We start from the raw sequence: 19,134 nt of genomic DNA, 5'->3' as shown, positions 1-19,134 counted from the left end.
GGTGTGTGATCTGATATGGTTTGGGGCGAGACGCAGCGATTTTGGCCGAGTGGAAGGAGCAGCGCGACGCCAAGACATCCGTCTTGGCGAGCGGTGCGACGCGCCAATCGGCCAAAAGCGCCGCGCCGCTTCGCGGTGAGGTGAAAAATGGCCATCTGCCGCGTCCCGTCGCTTGCCAAGGCATCAGCCTTGGCGTCGACGTCGCAAGCCGAAGGCTTGCGACAGCGCGACTTGCATCTGGCCATTTTCGACCTCATCTCACCCCAAACCATATCAGATCACACACCCTGGCGCTCCAGCATCTGGCTCACGGCATAGGTGACCTGCGGGCCGCCGTCGGTGAGGATCGAATAATGGTCGAGGCCGGGAATGATCTTCAGGCTGGCGGCCGGGATCAGCTTCGACAGCCGCTCGCCGAACTCGGGCGGGGTCTCGGTGTCCTTGTCGCCGTAGATCAGCGTCACCGGGCAGCGGATGGCGCGGGCGACGTCGGTCTGGTCCTCGGAGACGACCTTGACGAAGATCGGCCGCATCGCCCCGGCATTGCGGTAATCAGCCGAGCCGTAGCGGGCCTTGCGGGCGCTGACGTCGACGCCGAGCCTTTCCAGGAGCTTCAGCGTCTTGAAGGCGCGCACCCGGAGCCAGATCCGCAGGCGCTCGAGCGGGCCGCGCCGGCGCTTCAGGCCGGCTCCGGCCACCAGCACCATGGCGTCGACGGTGTCGGGGTGGCGGGCGGCCAGGCGCATGCCGACCCGGCAACCGAAGGAATGACCGACCCAGATGCGCCGCCCGCGCGGCAGGGTGCGCAGCCATTCGGCCATGGCGTCGGCATAATCGGCGGTATCCCAGTCCTCGGGCGGGCGCGGGCTCTCGCCGAAGCCGGGAAAGTCGACCAGGACATGGCTGGCGGCGCCGGCGAGCGGACGCGCCAGCGGCAGGAAGGCGCGATGGTCCTGGCCCCAGCCATGGGCCCAGATGATCTGGGGCGCCTCGCCGGGCGCCGGCCCGAGCGCGGCATAGGCGTGCGGCGCGCCCCTGGCGGTGAAGGTCGCAAGCGTCAAGTCGTCCCCGTCAAGCCGTGCCGTCCGGAAGGCTCGTGGTGCCGTACCAGGCGGCGCGCGGCGCGCCGGGCACGCCTCTTTCCTGGAGCGTCAGCACATGGAGCTGGGTGCCGTGGTCGAAGTGCCAGAACTCATAGGCGTAATTGGTGAATCCGGCGTTAACCATGGCATTGACCAGGACGCGCCGATTGATCAGCCTGACATCGTCGGCGCCGATGGCGCCGGCGGCGAGCAGGCGCTCGTAGTGGTCGGTGAAGGAGCGCTCATGCGCCTCGTCGAAACCGGCGCCGTGGTCGAGCGCCTCGCCGGTCTCCCCGTCGACCAGCAGCACGTCGACCGAGCCGCCGGTGGAATGGATCGGCCAGGTCGTGTCGTCGTTCGGGTCGAAGCGGCGCGGATCGGACACGAAGGTGCGGACCGCCGCCTCCAGCCCGGCCTCGTCCAGCTCCGGCTGCTCCCGCCGGATCTTGTCCCAGAAGAAGGACCACAGCCCGGCCTGGGTCTCGACGGGGCGCCAGGCGTCGACCGTCTTGATGCGCAGGCCGCGCGATGCGACGGCGGCATCGGCCGCCTTCAGCCTGGGGACGAGGCCGGCGCGGGCGGCGACGGTCGCGACCGCGCCGGCGATCGGCCTGAAGTAGGGGGCGTTGGCGCCGTCGGTGCGCGCATACCAGGCCTCGGCCGGCAGCCCTGCCGCCGCCAGGTCGACCAGCGGCTCGGCCCAGCGCGGATCGGCGCGGTCGAAGGGGATGAAACGGCCGTCGGCCGCGGTGCCCGACGCGGGCGCGCGCAGCGGCAGCGGGGCGAGGAGATCGGAAGCGTGGGACATGGCCCCACGCCCTAGCACGGACGCCCCGGCGCTCCAACCGGTAGAGCTCAGGCGGCGCGGACGCGCTCGAGGAAGCGGTCGACCTCGCCGCGCAGCACCTGCGCCTCGCTCGACAGCTGCGAGGAGGCGGCCAGCACCTGCGAGGCGGTGGCGCCGGTGGCGGCGGCGGCCTCGCTGACGCCGAGGATGACGTCCGCCACTTCGCCGGCGCCGCTGGCGGCCTGCTGCACGCTCATGCTGATCTCCTGCGTCGCCGCGCCCTGCTGCTCGACGGCGGAGGCGATGCTGGTGGCGATCGACTGCATCTCGCCGATGGTGCGGCCGATGGCATGGATGGCCTGGATCGATTCGCCGGTCACCAACTGGATCTGCGCTACGGTCTGGGCGATCTCCTCGGTCGCCTTGGTGGTCTGCCCGGCAAGGTCCTTGACCTCCGCCGCCACGACCGCGAAGCCCCGGCCGGCCTCGCCGGCCCGCGCCGCCTCGATGGTGGCGTTGAGGGCGAGCAGGTTGGTCTGGGATGCGATGTTGTTGATCAGGCTGACGACGCTGCCGATGCGGTCGGCCGCCTCGGCCAGGGCCTTGACCTTGCCGTCGGTGGCGGTGGCCTCGCCGACCGCGGTTTCGGCGATGCCGGTGGAGAGCTGCATCTGGCGGCGGATCTCGCCGATCGAGGCCGCCAGTTCCTCGCTCGAGGCGGCGACGGACTGGACGTTGGCCGAGGTCTCGCGCGAGGCCGACGACACCACCTCGACCCGGCCGGACGTATCCCTCGCGGTCGCCGCCATCGAGCGGGCCGTGTCCTGCAGCTCGGTGGAGGCGCCGGTCACCTTGGCGATCACCAAGCGTGCCGCCTCGCCGAAATCGGCGATGGCGGCCTCGAGGGCAGCCTGCCGGGAGGCCTTGGCGCTGCTCTCGGCCGCCAGGGTCAGCTGCATCTCGGCGCCCCTGGCCGTCGTCACCCGGAAGACCTCCAGCGTCTTGGCCACCGTGCCGATCTCGTCGCCGCGGTCGGTGTAGGGCGTGTGGACGTCGACGCGGCCGCCGGCGATCTCTTCCATGGTGGCGGCCAGGGCCTGCAGCGGCCGGGCGATCGAGCGCGAGGCGACGACGAAGCCGGTGACGACGGCGGCCAGCGTCAGGGCCAGCAGCGAGGCGAGCAGGCCGATGCCGAGCCGGTCGAGCCAGGCCAGGCGGTCGTAATAGCCGGTCTCGCGGCCGTTCAGGGCATCGGCGACCGCATCGATCTGCTGGTTCAGCGCCTGGCGGTTGGCCCGGTTGGCATCGTTGTCGCCCATGGCGCGGGCAGCCGGTCCGCCCTGCTCGACGGCAACCCTGCCGAGCTCGGTGCGGAACGTGTCGAACTCGCCGACGCGCTGGCGCAGCGCATCGAGATTGGCCTTGTCCTCTGGCAGGGCGACCTGCTCCCAGCTGTCGACGGCAGCCGCCAGCCGAGCCAGGCTCCTGGCCTGGCCGTCGGCGAATTTCCCGGCCTCCTCCGGCTTCACCGACATGTAGAGGCCGCGGGAATCCATCACCACGGCATAGACGAGGCCGTTGATGCGCTCGACATAGGCCTTGCTCCGGCTCATGGCCTGCAGCTTGTCCATGATCTCGCGCTGCTCGGCCTTCATCCAGAAGGCCGAGGCGGCAAGCAGGATCGCCGCCAGACCGCTGATCGAGAACAGGAGGGTCAGTTTCGTCTTGACCGAAAGGGTAGCCATGATGTCCGCGGCGCGTCCAGATTTCCGGGACGGACCATGCTACCGCTGCGCCTAAGGCCGGATTAACAGGTCGCCGCCGACCGGAAGCCCTCGCGCCGTCTATGCCGATCCCGAGGGCCCGACTCCGGCGTCACGCCGCCTGGAAGCGCAGCGCCGCGCGGCCATGGGCCTCGCGCAGGGCGGTGAGGTCGATGCCGACCGGCGCGCCGTCGACCACCCGCCAGCGGCCCGCCACCATCACCCGGTCGGCCCGATGGGCGCCGCAATGGACCAGCGCGGCGATCGGATGGTGGGCGCCGGAAAAGCGCAGCTCGTCCAGGGTGAAGCAGGCCAGGTCGGCCTCCCGGCCCGTCTCGATCTTGCCGATGTCGTCGCGGCCGAGGCAGCGGGCCGAGCCTTCCGTCGCCCAGCGCAGCACGTCGCGGTAGGAGATGGCGTCGGCACCGTAGGTCAGGCGGTTCAGCATCAGCGCGTGGCGCACGCTCTCCATCAGGTTGGAGGAATCGTTGGAGGCCGAGCCGTCGACGCCGAGGCCGACCGGCGCGCCTGCCGCCTCCAGGACACGGGTCTTGCAGAAGCCGGAGGCCAGCACGGCGTTGGAGGTCGGGCAATGGCAGACACCGACCCCGTGGCGGCCGAGCGTGGTGCAGTCGTCGGCGGTGAAATGGATGCCGTGCGCCAGCCAGGTGCGCGAGGTCATCCAGCCGGTCTCCTCCAGGAGGTCGATCGGCCGGCAGCCATAGACCTGCTCGCAATAGCGGTCCTCGTCCTCGGTCTCGGCGAGATGGGTGTGCAGGCGGCAGTCGTGGCGCGCGGCCAGGGCCGCGCTCTCGGTCATCAGCCGCTTGGTCACGGAGAAGGGCGAGCAGGGCGCCAGCACGATGCGGGTCATCGCGCCCGGCGCCGGGTCGTGATGGGCCGATATGACGCGCTCGCAATCGGCCAGGATCGTGTCCTCGTCCTGCACCACGCTGTCGGGCGGCAGGCCGCCATCCTTCTGCGACAGGTTCATCGAGCCGCGCGACACGCTCATGCGGATGCCGAGGGCCCTGGCCTCCTCGACCTCGACGTCGACGGCGTGCTCCAGCCCCTTGGGGAAGACGTAGTGATGGTCGGCGGCGGTGGTGCAGCCCGACATCAGGAGTTCGACCAGGGCCAGCCGCACCGAGAGGCGGAAGCTGTCGGAGTCGAGCCGCGCCCAGATCGGGTAGAGCGCCTGCAGCCAGGGGAACAGCGCCTTGTCGCAGGCATCGGGATGGGCGCGGGTCAGGGTCTGGTAGAAATGGTGATGGGTGTTGACCAGGCCGGGCAGCACCACGTGGCGGGACGCGTCGAACACCTCGTCGACCGGCGCCGACGGCTGGCGGCCGGCGGGAACCTGCTCGACGATGCGGCTGCCCTCGACCACAACGCCGCGGGCGGCATCGTCGGCCAGGATGGCGAGCGGATCCTTGATCCAGAGGCGCATGGGGCTGTCTCCCTGTCGGCGCCGGGGGCGAGGCCGGCAAACCCGCGCACGATAGTCGCCCCGTTCCTGCCGCTCCAGACCGGATTACCCAGGTAAATGCGACAGCTGTTTCGCAATCCGGAGCCCTAGACTTTGCGGATTCGCCGCACTTGCCCTATCAGCGGTGTCGACATCTGCACGCGGCCCCTCCATGCCTCCCTCACCTGCCCGCCCCGTGGCCCTGGCTCTGGGTGGCCTTCTGTCTCTGGCCGTGGCCATGGGGATCGGCCGGTTCGTCTACACGCCGATCCTGCCGGCGATGGTCGAGGCGCTCGGCCTCGGCAAGGGCCAGGCCGGCCTCATTGCCGCGGCCAACTTCGCCGGCTACCTCGCCGGGGCCCTGGTCGCGGCCATGCCGCAGCTTCCGGGCTCGCGGCGGGCCTGGATGCTGGGCGGCCTCGGCGGCAGCGCCGCGACCACCGCGGCGATGGCCGGCATCTCCTCCGTCGCGGCCTTGTCCGCGGTGCGCTTCGCCGGCGGCGCGCTCAGCGCCTTCGTCCTGATCTTCACCACCGCGCTGGTGCTCGACCGGCTGGCGCAGGCCGGCCGCACCGCGCTTTCGGCGCTGCTGTTCGGCGGCGTCGGCGTTGGCATCCTCGCCTCGTCCGGGGTGGTGTCGTCGCTGGCGGCCTGGGGCGTGGACTGGCGCGGCCAATGGCTGGCCTGCGGCGTGCTCTCGGTCCTTGCCATCCCGGCCGTCGCCCTGCTGGTCCCCGCCGCGCCCGAGACCCGGAGCGCGGCGCGTGCGTCGGCGCCGGCACCGATGGATCGCCGCCTCAGGGTGATGATCGCCGCATACGGACTGTTCGGCCTCGGCTACGTCGTGACCGCGACCTTCCTGGTCGCCATCGTGCGCGAGAGCGCCACGGCACGCCCGCTCGAACCCTATGTCTGGGCGCTGGTCGGCCTCGCCGCCCTGCCGTCCGTCTGGGTCTGGAACAGGATCTCGGAGCGGATCGGCCTCTACCGGGCGTTTGCCCTGGCCTGCCTGATCGAGGCGGCCGGCGTCGCCCTCAGCGTCACCGGGCTGGCGGCGGGGCCGCTGCTCGGCGCCGTCGGCCTCGGCGGCACCTTCATGGCGATCACGGCGCTCGGCCTGATCGCCGCCCGCTCGCTGGCCGCCGCCGACCCGCGCCGCGCCGTGGCACTGATGACCGCCGCCTTCGGCATCGGCCAGATCATCGGCCCGGTGCTGGCCGGCGCGGCCTTCGACCTCACCGGCAGCTTCACTATGCCCACCCTGGCGGCGGCCGCCGCGCTCGCGGTGGCGGCGGCACTGACCGCCCGCCTCGGCCAGGTATGACCCGGGGCGCAGAAGGCTCCCTGGACCCGGCGTCGACATTCCTGCGTCAGAAAAACGCCTGGATGCCGGTCTGCGCCCGTCCGAGGATCAGCGCATGCACGTCATGCGTGCCTTCATAGGTGTTCACGGTCTCCAGGTTCTGCGCCACGCGCATGACGTGGAACTCGTCGGCGATGCCGTTGCCGCCGTGCATGTCGCGGGCCATGCGGGCGATGTCGAGGGCCTTGCCGCAATTGTTGCGCTTCATCAGGCTGATCGCCGGCGGCGCCGCCTTGTGGGCGTCGAGCAGGCGGCCGAGCTGTAGCGCGCCGAACAGGCCGAGAGTGATCTCGGTCTGCATATCGGCGAGCTTCTTCTGGATCAGCTGGTTGGCGGCGAGCGGCCGGCCGAACTGCTTGCGGTCGAGCGTGTATTGCCGGGCGCGGTGCCAGCAGAACTCGGCCGCCCCCATGGCGCCCCAGGCGATGCCGTAGCGGGCCTTGTTGAGGCAGCCGAACGGGCCGCCGAGCCCCTTGGCATTGGGCAGCATGTTGGCTTCCGGCACGAAGGCTCCGTCCAGCACGATCTCGCCGGTGATCGAGGCGCGCAGCGACAGCTTGCCCTCGATCTTGGGGGTGGAGAAACCCTTGGTGCCGCGCTCGACCACGAAGCCGCGGATGACGTCGTCGAGCTTGGCCCAGACCACGGCGATGTCGGCGACCGGCGAGTTGGTGATCCACATCTTCGTGCCGGTCAGCTCGTAGCCGCCGGCGACCGCCTTGGCCCGGGTCTTCATCGAGCCGGGATCGGAGCCGGCGTCCGGCTCGGTCAGGCCGAAGCAGCCGACCAGCTCGCCGGCGGCGAGCTTGGGCAGCCATTTCTGCTTCTGCTCCTCCGAGCCATAGGCATGGATCGGGTGCATCACCAGCGAGGACTGCACCGACATGGCGGAGCGGTAACCGGAATCGACGCGCTCGACCTCGCGCGCCACCAGGCCATAGGCGACATGACCCAGGCCGGCGCCGCCATAGGCCTCGGGAATGGTGGCGCCGAGCAGGCCGAGCTCGCCCATCTCGCTCATGATGGCGCGGTCGAAGGCCTCCTCGCGATAGGCCTGCAGCACGCGCGGCATCAGCCGGTCCTGGGCGTAGTCGCGCGCCGTGTCACGGACGAGGCGCTCCTCCTCGGTGAGCGCCCCTTCCAGATCCAGCGGATCGGCCCAGTCGAAACCGTCGCTGGCCTGCTTGAGCTTGATCGCCGCCTCTGCCATGGGAGTCCGTCCTCGTTCTTGAGCCTCGGCCGGACATTGGTCGCGCCGCAGGGCAAGGTCAAGGCGGATCGCGGCACCAGCGCGTCCTCAACCGGCCGACGGGCCGCTCTCGTCGCGCAGGCGCTGGGCATAGACGTTGATGATCAGGGCGATCAGCAGGATCAGGCCGCGGATCAGGATCTTCAGGAAGCTGTCGATCTGGATGTGGTCGAGGCCGTTGTTGAGCACGCCGAGCACGCACAGGCCGACGATGGTGTTGCCGATGCCGCCGCGCCCGCCGAACAGGCTGGTGCCGCCGACCACCACCGCGGCGATGGAATCGAGCAGGTAGCCGTCGAACTCGTTCTGCTGGGCGCTGCCGAAATGGGCGACGCCGACCATGCCGGCGACGCCCGAGCACACCGCCGAGATCACCAGCACGGCGCCGAGGATCAGCTTGACGTTGACGCCGGAATATTCCGCCGCCTCGCGATTGCCGCCGACCATGAAGATGTACCGGCCGAAGCGCGTATAGGTCAGCGTCACGTGGCCGGCGAGCAGGAAGGCGGCGAGCACGATGACGATCCAGGGCACGCCGCCGATCGAGCCCGAGCCCAGGGTGGTGACGATGTCGGGCACGGCATAGGCGATCTGGCCGCGCACCAGCATGGCGCAGATGCCGGCGCCGATCTGCATCATCGCCAGCGTCATGATGAAGGTCGGGATGCCGATCACCGTGGCGCCGAAGGCGTTGACCAGGCCGAGGGCGGCGCAGGCGAGCAGCGCGAGCACCACCGCCAGCCAACCGGGCACCGGCACGTTGGCGATGTTCACATAGGATTCCTGCAGGGTGAAGAAGGCGACGACGATGCCGGTGGCGTTGGCGATCGAGGCCACCGACAGGTCGATCTCGCCGCACAGGATGACGAAGGTCAGGCCGACGGCCATGATCCCCGTCACCGAGATCTGCGTCAGGATGTTGGAGAGGTTGTCGACGCTGGCGAAGGAAGGGCTGGCGAGGCTGAAGAAGACCAGGAGGAAGATCAGCGTCACGAAGGGCGCGATGTTGCGCATCTGGTTGCGCAGGAAGCCGCCCGGGCGAAAGCCCGGCTGCGCTGCGCCGCTGTCCTGAGCCGTCATGTCGGAACCTCTCTCATGCGGCTTCCAGCAGCCGGTCCTTGCTGATCGTCTCGTCGGCGAATTCACGCACGATCCGCCCCTTCTTCATCACCACCACGCGGTCTGCCAGGGAGAGGACCGTCTCCGGCTCGGCCGAGACGACGACGACGCCGAGGCCCTGGTCGCGCAGGGCGCGGACGATCCGCACCACGTCGTCCTTGGCCCCGACGTCCATGCCGCGCGTCGGCTCGCTCAGCACCAGCACCTTGGGCGGGTGGGTGAGCCACTTGGCCAGCGCCACCTTCTGCTGGTTGCCGCCGGACAGCGCCCCGAGCCGGGCATCGACCCGCGGCGGGCGGATATGCAGGCTCTCCACGTGCCGCCGGGCGATGGCGCGCTCCTCCGCCGGCTTCAGCCATAGCCGCGAGATGCGATCGAGGATGCTGATGGAGACGTTCTTGTAGACCGGCTCCTGGTGGAACAGCATGGAGCGACGGTTCTCCGGCACGAAGGCGATGCCGGCCCTGCGGGCCTGGGCGGTGTTGCGCAGCCGGATCGGCACGCCGTCGACGGCGAGCGAGCCGCTGTCGGCCGGGAGCTTGCCGAACAGGGTGCGCGCCAGCTCCAGCTGGCCGCAGCCCATGAAGCCGTAGACGCCGAGCACCTCGCCGGCCCGCACCTCCAGCGACACGTCGGCATAAGCCCGTCCATGGCCGAGGCCGCGCGCCGCCAGCACCACCGGCGCCTGCGGCTTGGATGTCAGCGTGATCGCGCCGGTGTAGCTCTCCTCCAGCTCGCCATGGCCGCGGCCGATCATGCGTTCGATCAGCCAGCCCTTGTCGATGCCGTCGACGGCGTGGGTGACGACGCGCCGGCCGTTGCGGAACACGGTCACCGTGTCGGAGATCGCCAGGATATCGTCGAGGAAATGCGAGATGAAGACGATGCTCCGCCCGCTCGCCCGGACGCCGCGCAGCACCTCGAACAGGCGCTGGACCTCCGGCGGCGACAGGGCCGAGGTCGGCTCGTCCAGGATGATGATGCGGGCGCCGGAATAGATGACCCGCGCCAGCTCGATCAGCTGCTGCAGGCCGATCGGCAGCGAGCCGATGCGCGTGCGCGGATCGACGTCGATGCCCAGACTCCCGAGCTGCTCGCGCGCGCCCTCGACCATCCCGCGCCAGTCGACCAGGCCGGCGCCGTTGACCAACTGCTTGCCGAGATAGACGTTCTCGGCGACGCTGAGATCCGGCGCGATGCTGAGTTCCTGATGCACCATGCCGATGCCGGCGGCGAGCGCATCGCGGGCGGAGCGGAAATGCACCTCCCTCCCGTCGATCAGCATGCGGCCGTCATAGCCGGCATGGACGCCGGCGATGATCTTCATCATCGTCGACTTGCCCGCGCCGTTCTCGCCGACGAGGCCGTGGACCTCGCCGGCCTGCAGGGTGAAGTCGACGTCGCGCAGGGCCGCGACGCCGCCGAAGGATTTGGAGATGCCCACCATCTGCAGGCGGGGCGTTGCGACGGGCGCCGTCGCGATGTCGGACGTCATCGGCACCTCATCGGTCCGCCGAAGCGGCAGGAACTGCGCTCGCCCCGGCGCGCCGGGGCGAGCCGCGTCACGGTCCGGCCTCAGATCAGGAAATGATCCTGCATCCACAGCATGCCGGCGGCATTCTCCTTGGTGACCACGGGGCCGTCGGTGACGACGTGCTTGGGAATGCCCTGGCCGGTCTTCTCGCCCGACACCACGGCGGCGACGCCGGCGACGATGGCACCGCCATGGATGCGGCTGGAGGGGTTGCGCACGGTGGCGTACATGCGCCCGTCCTCCACGGCGTTGATCGCCGGGGGCATGGCGTCGACGCCGCCGATCAGGATGTTGGTGCGCCCGCGCGTCTTCATGACGTTGTAGGCGGCGAGCGCCATGTCGTCGTTGTGGAAGAAGGCGGCATCGATCTGCGGATATTTGGTCAGGTAAGTCTCCCACAGGCGCGCGGCCTTGGTGACGTCCCAGTCGGCCGGCTGGTTGTCGAGCACCTCGATGCCGGGATTGTTCTTGACCACGGACTCGAAGCCCTTGGCGCGGCCCTGGGCGCCGGTATGGCCGAGCGCGCCCTGGGTCATGATGATCTTGCCCTTGCCGCCGAGCGCCGAGACCAGGGCCTGCGTCACCGAGGCGCCCATGAACTCGTTGTTCGGCGCGAGGAAGGTGTGGATGTTGATCTTGTCGAGCGGGGCGATCAGCGTGTCCATGTCGATGACCGGGATGCCGGCGTCGATCATCTTCTGCACCGGCTGGGTCAGCGTGCCGATGCCGAAGGCCTGGATGGCGACGAAGTCCCATTTCTGCGAGGCCATGTTGTCGATGGCCGCCCGCTGCTTGACGGCGTCGAGCTGGCCGTCGAACCACGTCACCTCGACGTTGAACAGCTTGCCCCAGTATTCCGCCGCCTGCTTGCCCTGGGCGCACCAGGTCGCCTGCAGGCCGGCGTTGGAGAAGGCGGCCTTCAACGGCTTCTCGGATCGGCCGGCCGCTGCCGCGGCTTCGGCCGCGATCGCCGGATTGATGCCGAGGCCGCCGAACAGGGCGGCGGCGGCACCGGCGGAGGCCGAAGCGGCGCGGATAAAATCACGCCGCGACTGCGGCGTCACGTCCTTGGTCATCACATCCCTCCCAGCTCGGCCCGGCGCATGCGACGCTCTCAGCGGGAATCCGCCGGCCGTTCAGTTGTTTGGCACTTTCGTCAGACGAAAGCGCCGGGCATATTAGGGGGAGTTTTTCGCGATTGGCAACAGGTCTTCGACGCCACGGGGCAAAGTCCGGCTGACCGGATCAGGCCATCCCTGCCCAACGGAATCATCCGCCGGCGGGATGGGACGGGGTTGCGGGATCGGCCGTCGCCATCGCCCCTTCGCCCGCCCCGCCCGGTCGTCGTCCGGCCATCGTCCCAAGCGGGCCGGACGACCCGCAGCGAGACATGCCGGCGCCTTGGCTGCGCAACGGATGGCCGCCGAGATCACCGCCCCTTGACAAAGACCGACACCGCGACTATCAGTCCACCTAATCGTTTATGCAAACCTATATGCGATTTTTTCGGCAAACCTAAACGATTAGGTGGCCTGGAAGATTGTTTGTAAGGATGCGACGCGGCTTGGCTTCGATAAAAACCTAAACGATTAGGGTAACGGGAGAGCCCGAGAGTGCGCAAATCGACGATGCGCGACGTCAGCCGCGCCACAGGCCTTTCGATGTTCACCGTGTCGCGCGCACTGAGCGGCGCCGAGGGGGTGTCCGAGGAAAGCCGCGAGCAGGTGCAGAGGGCCGCCCGGGACCTCGGCTACATCCCCAACCGGGCCGCCCAGGAGCTGAGGCGCGCCAGCCGCGACTCCGTCGCCGTCATCACCGCGAGCACCTCCAACTCCTATTATCTCGACCTCATGGCCGGCATCCAGCAGGCGCTCCGTCCGTCGAACTGGACGGTGGTCGTGGGCGACGTCGCGGTCGACGGCGCCTATGACGCGCGTCTGGAGGACCGCATGGTGCAGCGGCTGATCGAGTCGCGCATGGCCGGCGTGATCTCGACGCTGACGCTCACGCCCGAGAACACGAAGCTGCTCGCGAGCTGGGACATCCCGGTCGTCTTCGTCGACTCCTCGCCCCCCACCGACGCGCTCGACTTTCCGAGCGTCACCACCGACAACTACGATGCCAGCCTCGTCGTCGGCCGGCATATCGCCGAGCACGGCTACAAGGACTGGCTGTTCCTCGTCTACCCCGCCAAGTGGTCGACCCGCTTCGACCGCGAGCGCGGCATCCGCGACGCGGCCGCCATCCACGGCGCCCGCGTCACCATCCTCGAAAGCGAGAACGACGCGGCCTCCGCCTACCGGACCCTTGCCGCCCATGTCGCGGCGGGGCGCCTTCCGGATGTCCTGATCGTCGGCAACAACCCGCTGCTCCTCGGCGCGATGAAGCTGCTGCGCGACCGCGGGATCGCCGTTCCCGACGCCATGGGGCTGGTCGGCTACGACGAGTTCGCCTGGGCGCCGCTGCTCGATCCGCCGATGACCGTCCTCAACGAGCGAAGCGAAGAGATCGGCCGGCTCGCCGCCGAGACGCTCTCGCGCATCATCGACGGACAGGCGGACGCCGAGAAGCGCGGCCAGCCGAAATCCCCGATCTATCGCCCGGAATACCGTCAGCAGGTGCCTGCCGAGCTGATCATCCGCCGCTCCTGCGGCTGCGGCGGCGCCATCCACCGCCGGGAGGCGACGTCATGACGTCCGCCGCCCGCTGAGGCGAGACAGATCTGCGCTCCCGGCGCGGATACCCGGGCGCCCACCGGCCGGCGCCTCACCCATGGCTGGACATCGTTCCATTGGAGGAAACACGAGATGAAGCCGACCCACCATATCCGCCTGTCCCTGGCCGCCTCGGCGGCAGCCCTGATGATGCTGGCCTCGGGGCCGGCCGCGAACGCCGAATCCGCGACGCCGAAGAAGATCGAGAAGATCGGCCTGATGGTGCAGGACATGTCCAACCCGTTCTTCTCGGCCATGGACAAGGGCGCGAAGAAGGCAGCCGCCGCGATCGGCGCCAGCGTCAACACCCAGGACGCCCAGCTCGACCTCGCCAACCAGAACACGCAGATCGATGCCTTCATCCAGCAGGGCGTCAACCTCATCGTGATCTCGGCCGTGGACGAGGCCGGCATCGAACCGGCCGTCATGCGGGCCAAGGAAGCCGGCGTCATCGTCGTCGCCGTCGACACGCCGGCCCATGGCGCGGACGCGGTGGTGATGACCGACGCCGTCCAGGCGGGCGAGAAGTCGTGCGAGTATCTCTTCACGCAGATGGGCGGCAAGGGCGAGGTCCTGCTCGTCGACGGTACGCCGATCCAGACCATCATCGACCGGATCAAGGGCTGCCGCACGGTGGCCGCACGGTTCCCGGACATCAAGATCGTCGGCCAGCAAGCCTCGAAGAACGACCGCGCCTCGGGCCTGGCCGTTACCACCGACATGCTGACCGCGCACCCGGACGTCACCGGGATCTTCGGCATGAACGATCCCTCCGCTCTCGGCGCGGTCCTCGCGGTGGAGCAGGCCGGCAAGGTCGGCGCGATCAAGGTCACGGGCGTGGACGGCAGCCCCGAGGCGGTCGCCGAGTTGAAGCGCGAGGGCTCGCCCTTCACCGGCACGGCCACGCAGAGCCCGGCCGGCATGGTCGAGAAGGCGGTGGAAATCGCCCGGGACATCGCCGCCGGCAAGCCGCCGCAGGACAAGACCATTCTCATCCCGAGCGTGCTCGTCTCGCGCGACAATGTCGGCGCCTACGCGGGCTGGTGAGGAGCCGACCGTGATCGCGGCAGCGGGGCCGGTCCGCAGACCTGCCCCGCCCACCAAACGAGGATCGCGATGAGCACCATGGCAGCGGAACCGCTTCTCCGTCTGGAGGGGATCTCGAAGCGCTTCGGGGCAACGCTGGCGTTGAACGGCGTGCGCTTCGACCTCCACGCCGGCGAGGTGCATGCGCTGATGGGCGAGAACGGCGCCGGCAAGTCGACGCTGATGAAGATTCTCGCCGGCAATGTGCAGCGCGATGCCGGCCGGATCGTCATGCAGGGGCGCGAGATCGACATCCGCTCGCCCCTCGACGCCCGCGCGCAGGGCATCGCCATCATCCACCAGGAACTCAACACCGTGCCGGCGATGACGGTGGCGGAAAACCTCGCGCTGGGCCGGGAGCCGCAGACCCGCTTCGGCCTGCTCGACCGGCGCCGCATGCTGGACGAGGCCCGCGCCAAGCTCGCCCGGATCAACGCCGACGTCGACCCGCGCCGCCCGCTCGGCTCGCTCGGCATCGGCATGCAGCAGATGGTCGAGATCGCCCGGGCGGTGAGCGAGGATGCGCGCGTGCTGGTGCTCGACGAACCGACAGCGGCGCTGTCGCGCGCCGAGGCCCGGCAGCTCTACCGGATCATCGCCCAGATGCGCGCAGCCGGCGTCGGTCTCGTCTATATTTCCCATCGCATGGAGGAGGTCTGGCAGCTCGCGGACCGCGTCACCGTGTTTCGCGACGGCACCCATGTCGGCACCAGCCGGATGGCCGAGACCAGCCCCGCCAGCGTCGTGCGGATGATGGTCGGGCGGCCGATCGCCGATCTCTACGATCACGCGCCGCGCCAGCCGGGCGCGATCGTTCTCGACGTCGAGGGCCTCTCCGGCGAGGGAGTGGGGCCGGTCGACTTCCAGGTCCGGGCGGGCGAGGTGGTGTGCATGGCCGGCCTGATCGGATCGGGCCGGACCGAGAGCGGCCGGCTGGTCTTCGGCGCCGACCGTCGAACCGGCGGCACGGTCCGCATCGACGGGCGCGAGAGCCGTCCGGCCGATCCGTTCGCCGCCATCGCCGACGGGATCGGCATGGTGCCGGAGGACCGCAAGGAGCAGGGACTGTTCCTCGACCATCCGGTGGAGGACAACATCGTCATCAGCTCGCTCGACCGGTTCGTGACGGCGGGCGTGGTGCGCGGCGCGCAGGCGCGCGCCGCCGTGCAAGGCGAGATGCGACGCCTGCATCTGCGGCAGAGCGCCCTGCGCCTGCCGGTGAAGGCGCTTTCAGGCGGCAACCAGCAGAAGGCGGCCCTGGCGCGCTGGCTGCTGCGCGATTCCAGGGTCCTCATCCTCGACGAGCCGACCCGCGGCGTCGACATCGGCGCCAAGCGCGAAATCTACGAACTGATCGACGAACTCGCCAGAGCCGGCAAGGCCGTCCTCGTCATCTCCTCCGACCTGCCCGAGGCCATCGGCATCAGCGACCGCCTCCTCGTCATGCGCGGCGGCCGCATCGTCCACGAACTGCGCTCGTCCGGAGCGACGGAGGAAGAGGTGATGTTCCACGCCACCGGCACGGCCGCGGCGGACAGCATGGGAGCGAGACAATGACGAGCCATGACCAACGTCCATCGCCGGGCGCCGCCGGCAGCACCGACCGGGCGCCGTTCGATTTCGCCAAATGGTGGGACCGGGTCGGCATCCTGATGGTTCTCGTCGCCCTCGTCGTGCTGATGGCGGCGATCGCTCCCAATTTCAACCGGGTGGACAATCTCCTCAACATCGCGCGCTCGATCTCGGTCAACGCCATCCTGGCGGCGGGTCTCACCTTCGTGATCCTGACCGGCGGCATCGACCTTTCGGTCGGCTCGATCGTCGCCGTCTCCGGCGTGGTCGCCGTCGTCGCCGCCATCGCCGGCTGGTCCGCGCCGGCCGCCATCCTCTTCGGCATGATGGTCGGCGGCGCCTGCGGCCTCGTCAACGGCGCGCTCACCGCCTATCTCGCGCTGGCCCCCTTCATCGTGACGCTCGGCACGATGACCTTCCTGCGCGGCCTCGCCTACACGATCACCGAAGGGCAGCCGATCGTCTCGAGCGGCCTGAATTTCCGCGACCTCGGCAACGGCTATCTCGGCAGCGTGCCCATCCCCGTGCTGGTCATGGTCGCGGTCTATGTGGCCGCCTGGTTCATCCTGGAGCGCACGCGCTACGGCCGCCACGTCTATGCCGTCGGCGGCAACGCGCAGGCGGCCCGGCTCGCCGGCGTGCGCGTCAACCGGATCACGACCTCGGTCTATGTCATCGCCGGCGCCTGCGCGGGGCTCGCCGGCGTGATCTTCGCGGCGCGGGTGATCTCGGCCCAGCCGACGGCCGGCACCGGCTACGAGCTCGACGCCATCGCCGCCGTGGTGCTCGGCGGCACGAGCCTCACGGGCGGACGCGGCCGCATCATCGGCACGCTGATCGGCTCGGTGATCCTGGGGGTGCTCAGCACGGGGCTGATCCTGCTCAACGTCCCCTTCTTCACCCAGCTTCTGATCAAGGGCGTCGTCATCATCCTGGCTGTCGCGATCGACAGTCTCAAGCAGCGGCCGCTGCGCTTCCGGTCGGCATCCCGATCCGCCCCGCCCGGCGCCGCGCCGTCCGAGGCGCCCGGAGCCTGACGGTCGCCCCCCGGAATATCCTCGGCGGGCCCCGCCCTGCCCGCCCGCTCACCGTTGTCCCGGAGATGCTTTCGATGCCCCATTCCATCACCATCGTCGACCCGCTCGCGGGACCGAGGGTGCATGAGCCCGTCATTTTCACGGTCGACGAGGATCTGCGCGCGCCGCTGCGCTGGGCCCGATCGGACACCGGCGAGCGCGTGCTCTGCCAGCGCCTCGCCGCCGGATCGGGCGACGGGCGCACGAGCTTCGTCGCCACGGTCACCTTCACCGGAACGCTCCGCCTCGTGCTCGGCGAGGCTTGCGATCCGGGATCGCTGGCGGAAAACGACGGCATCCGGACGCTGGAAGGCCGGGAGCCGGACTGCTTCGCCCGCCTCGACACCGGCGCATTCGATCTCGAGCTCTGTTCCGGCACGGCGCAGGGCCTCGGCTCGTCGAAATGGGGCATCCGCCACTTCCGCTCCACCGCCGACGGCTTCGAGCTGCTGCCGTCCGGCAACAACGCCATCGGCGGCTTCTACGGGCCGTTCTTCACGCCGGAGAACGGCCTGATCAACCCGCCCGAGCACACCAGGGTCGAGATCGAGATCCTGGAGCGGGGCCCTGTCCTGCACCACTACCGCATGCACGGCACCGTGCCGGACGGATTGCTCGAGGAGCTGAAGGGCAAGCGCTTCTCGATCGACTGGCGCTTCACCCACGGCTCGCCCTTCTTCCAGCGCCGCTATCTCGTCGACGACTTCCAGACCGTCATCAACGGCCGCTCGGTAACGAACAAGATCACGGTCGGCGACGAATTCGAAGGCGGGGCCGGGCAGCTCGTCTTCGACCGCTTTGCCGCCTATGGCGGCACGCGCTACCGGGCCGGCGACCCCTATGCCGGCGAGCTCGTGGCGATGGTCGCCGAGACCGTCGCCCAGTCGGCCAACACCGGTCCGAAGTTCGCAGAGTTCCGCAACCAGCTCGCCGATATCGAGGCGGCCCATTGGGACCTGTACTGGCGCCTGTTCTCGCGCTGGGAAGGAGTTCTCGGCGAGGATGAGCTGCGCCGGCGCCTTGCCCGGGTCCGCGCCGCCGCCCATGTCCTGGCCGACCGCCTCGACCGCCCCTGGGTGCTCACCGAAAAGCCGGTCGACGTCTCGACGACGCCGCACGAGACGATCTTCCCCGGCCCCGCGACCAAGACGGTCGAGTACCACGAGGCCTCGGGACGGGCGATGGTGTGGTGGACCTCCGAGGCCTCCGGCGCTTTCCAGATCGTCCAGCGGCGTCAGTCGGGCTGGGTCAACTGGGGCAGCAACGGCGAGAACGAGTGCCCCGAACTGCCGGTCGGCGTCGACATCAAGACGGCTTACGGCCCGTTCGCCGCCACCTGGCAAGCCGTGGCCGACCGGCTCGAGCAGCCGCCGCTCGTCACGGTCGGCTGACGGCCGGCCAGGGCCGCCGCGCCTCGCTCAGGACGCGCGGCGGGCCAGCGCGCTGACGTGCCCGACGAGCTCGATGCTGCCATAGGGCTTGCACAGCATGTCGCAATCCACGTCGAGATCCCGCCGCGACGGCACGGCGTAGCCCGAGACCATCAGGATCTCGAGATGGGGCCAGCGCTCGCGGACGTGGCGCGCCAGGAAATAGCCGTTGGTCCGGCCGGGCATGTGGACGTCGGTGACCAGCACCTCATAGTCCTGGCACGCGCACAGGATGCGGATCGCATCCTCGGCGTCGACGGCCTCGGTCACGTCGAAGCCGGCATCCCGCAACGTCTCGGCCGTCGCCAGCCGGACATCGGCATCGTCCTCGACCAGCAGGACCGCGGGCCGCCGCGGGAGCCCCCCGGCCAGGGCGGCCGGGGTCACGCCCGCGCCGCCTTCGAGCCCCGTCAATGCGTGCCGTTCCATGTCGCTTCTCCCTGCAGCTTGACGTCGCCGAGACCGGAAGCAGGGAGCGGCGGCAGCAGCGGATCGCGCACCGCCTTCGCGCCCAGCCGAACCTGCGGCTGCGGCTTGGGCGGCGGCGGCACCTCGACCTCGATCGGATGGGCGGCCGGATCGGGATTGACGATGTCGATATGCGCGTGCGCCTCGGCGGCGGGATTGGGATTGATCAGCACCGCCTCGAAATCCTCCGTCCTGACGATATCCGCGGCCTTGTACCAGTGTTCTGCTTCCCGGCCTTCGGGCATGCCGTCGAGCACCCAAAGCTCCCGGGCCTTCTTGCGGATTCGCTCCTCGCGATCATCCATCATAATCCCCCCCTTTCAGTTTCAGTAAAATCGAGTCTCGCCTCCGCGATCATTCAGACTCCGGTGGCATCATAATGCCGAAGCCCCCCCGATTGTTCCCCGGCCGGGAACATATTCG

Annotated in this window: 16 protein-coding genes; 6 read left to right on the top strand and 10 right to left on the bottom strand. The window is 69.6% G+C overall.

Annotated elements, in window-relative coordinates; all coding sequences use genetic code 11:
- Positions 1–278 precede the first annotated feature (278 nt).
- The 4 genes from AC27L4_RS18405 to AC27L4_RS18390 all read right to left on the bottom strand — a co-directional run bounded on the left by AC27L4_RS18405 (position 279) and on the right by AC27L4_RS18390 (position 5,082).
- Positions 279–1,061, bottom strand: coding sequence for an alpha/beta fold hydrolase (locus AC27L4_RS18405; protein WP_487143727.1), 783 nt, complete (start codon positions 1,059–1,061; stop codon positions 279–281).
- A 10-nt stretch (positions 1,062–1,071) separates the two neighbouring features.
- Positions 1,072–1,890 carry a M15 family metallopeptidase gene (locus tag AC27L4_RS18400; RefSeq protein WP_487143726.1) on the bottom strand — a complete coding sequence of 273 codons (819 nt, stop codon included), beginning with the start codon at positions 1,888–1,890 and terminating at the stop codon, positions 1,072–1,074.
- A gap of 47 nt (positions 1,891–1,937) precedes the next feature.
- The gene (locus AC27L4_RS18395; protein WP_487143725.1) at positions 1,938–3,614 is read right to left on the bottom strand and encodes a methyl-accepting chemotaxis protein; all 1,677 of its coding nucleotides are present in this window, start codon (positions 3,612–3,614) and stop codon (positions 1,938–1,940) included.
- Positions 3,615–3,744: 130 nt separating this feature from the next.
- Entirely contained in the window at positions 3,745–5,082 is a 1,338-nt protein-coding gene (locus tag AC27L4_RS18390; RefSeq protein WP_487143724.1) for an 8-oxoguanine deaminase, read from the bottom strand.
- Between the two features lie 190 nt (positions 5,083–5,272).
- Between AC27L4_RS18390 and AC27L4_RS18385 the strand changes: the two genes are divergently transcribed.
- Complete coding sequence (locus tag AC27L4_RS18385; RefSeq protein WP_487143722.1) at positions 5,273–6,424, top strand: YbfB/YjiJ family MFS transporter; 1,152 nt, start codon at positions 5,273–5,275, stop codon at positions 6,422–6,424.
- A 46-nt stretch (positions 6,425–6,470) separates the two neighbouring features.
- Here the strand turns inward: AC27L4_RS18385 and AC27L4_RS18380 are convergent, their stop codons facing one another.
- The 4 genes from AC27L4_RS18380 to AC27L4_RS18365 form a co-directional block, all read right to left on the bottom strand.
- On the bottom strand, positions 6,471–7,673 hold the full coding sequence (locus AC27L4_RS18380) for an acyl-CoA dehydrogenase (protein WP_487143720.1): 1,203 nt from the start codon (positions 7,671–7,673) through the stop codon (positions 6,471–6,473).
- Between the two features lie 87 nt (positions 7,674–7,760).
- Positions 7,761–8,792: an ABC transporter permease gene (locus AC27L4_RS18375; protein WP_487143719.1), complete on the bottom strand. Its 1,032-nt coding sequence runs from the start codon at positions 8,790–8,792 to the stop codon at positions 7,761–7,763.
- A 13-nt stretch (positions 8,793–8,805) separates the two neighbouring features.
- The gene (locus tag AC27L4_RS18370) at positions 8,806–10,326 is read right to left on the bottom strand and encodes a sugar ABC transporter ATP-binding protein (protein ID WP_487143717.1); all 1,521 of its coding nucleotides are present in this window, start codon (positions 10,324–10,326) and stop codon (positions 8,806–8,808) included.
- A gap of 80 nt (positions 10,327–10,406) precedes the next feature.
- A complete protein-coding gene (locus AC27L4_RS18365) occupies positions 10,407–11,441 on the bottom strand; it encodes a sugar ABC transporter substrate-binding protein (RefSeq protein WP_487143716.1) in 1,035 nt (344 codons plus the stop codon).
- 537 nt (positions 11,442–11,978) lie between these two features.
- Here AC27L4_RS18365 and AC27L4_RS18360 point away from each other — a divergent pair.
- The 5 genes from AC27L4_RS18360 to AC27L4_RS18340 all read left to right on the top strand — a co-directional run bounded on the left by AC27L4_RS18360 (position 11,979) and on the right by AC27L4_RS18340 (position 18,204).
- Positions 11,979–13,058, top strand: a complete 1,080-nt coding sequence (locus tag AC27L4_RS18360) for a LacI family DNA-binding transcriptional regulator (RefSeq protein WP_487143714.1) — start codon at positions 11,979–11,981, stop codon at positions 13,056–13,058.
- A 114-nt stretch (positions 13,059–13,172) separates the two neighbouring features.
- On the top strand, positions 13,173–14,126 hold the full coding sequence (locus AC27L4_RS18355; protein WP_487143713.1) for an ABC transporter substrate-binding protein: 954 nt from the start codon (positions 13,173–13,175) through the stop codon (positions 14,124–14,126).
- 69 nt (positions 14,127–14,195) lie between these two features.
- Positions 14,196–15,722, top strand: a complete 1,527-nt coding sequence (locus AC27L4_RS18350) for a sugar ABC transporter ATP-binding protein (protein WP_487143712.1) — start codon at positions 14,196–14,198, stop codon at positions 15,720–15,722.
- Positions 15,719–16,774 (top strand): ABC transporter permease subunit, encoded by a 1,056-nt coding sequence (locus tag AC27L4_RS18345; protein ID WP_487143711.1) that lies wholly within the window; start codon positions 15,719–15,721, stop codon positions 16,772–16,774. The genes AC27L4_RS18350 and AC27L4_RS18345 overlap by 4 nt, the downstream gene beginning before the upstream one ends.
- Positions 16,775–16,848: 74 nt before the next feature.
- Positions 16,849–18,204 carry a hypothetical protein gene (locus AC27L4_RS18340; RefSeq protein WP_487143709.1) on the top strand — a complete coding sequence of 452 codons (1,356 nt, stop codon included), beginning with the start codon at positions 16,849–16,851 and terminating at the stop codon, positions 18,202–18,204.
- Between the two features lie 27 nt (positions 18,205–18,231).
- On the opposite strand, the gene AC27L4_RS18335 is transcribed toward AC27L4_RS18340, so the two are convergent.
- Positions 18,232–18,672: a response regulator gene (locus tag AC27L4_RS18335; protein ID WP_487143707.1), complete on the bottom strand. Its 441-nt coding sequence runs from the start codon at positions 18,670–18,672 to the stop codon at positions 18,232–18,234.
- A complete protein-coding gene (locus AC27L4_RS18330) occupies positions 18,654–19,016 on the bottom strand; it encodes a DUF2934 domain-containing protein (RefSeq protein ID WP_487143705.1) in 363 nt (120 codons plus the stop codon). Before AC27L4_RS18330 ends, AC27L4_RS18335 begins: the two co-directional genes overlap by 19 nt.
- Positions 19,017–19,134 lie beyond the last annotated feature (118 nt).

The organism is Labrys sp. Lb11 (assembly GCF_057554225.1).
The sequence above is the reverse complement of the archived record's forward strand: the minus strand, read 5'-3'. Positions and strand labels throughout refer to the sequence as shown.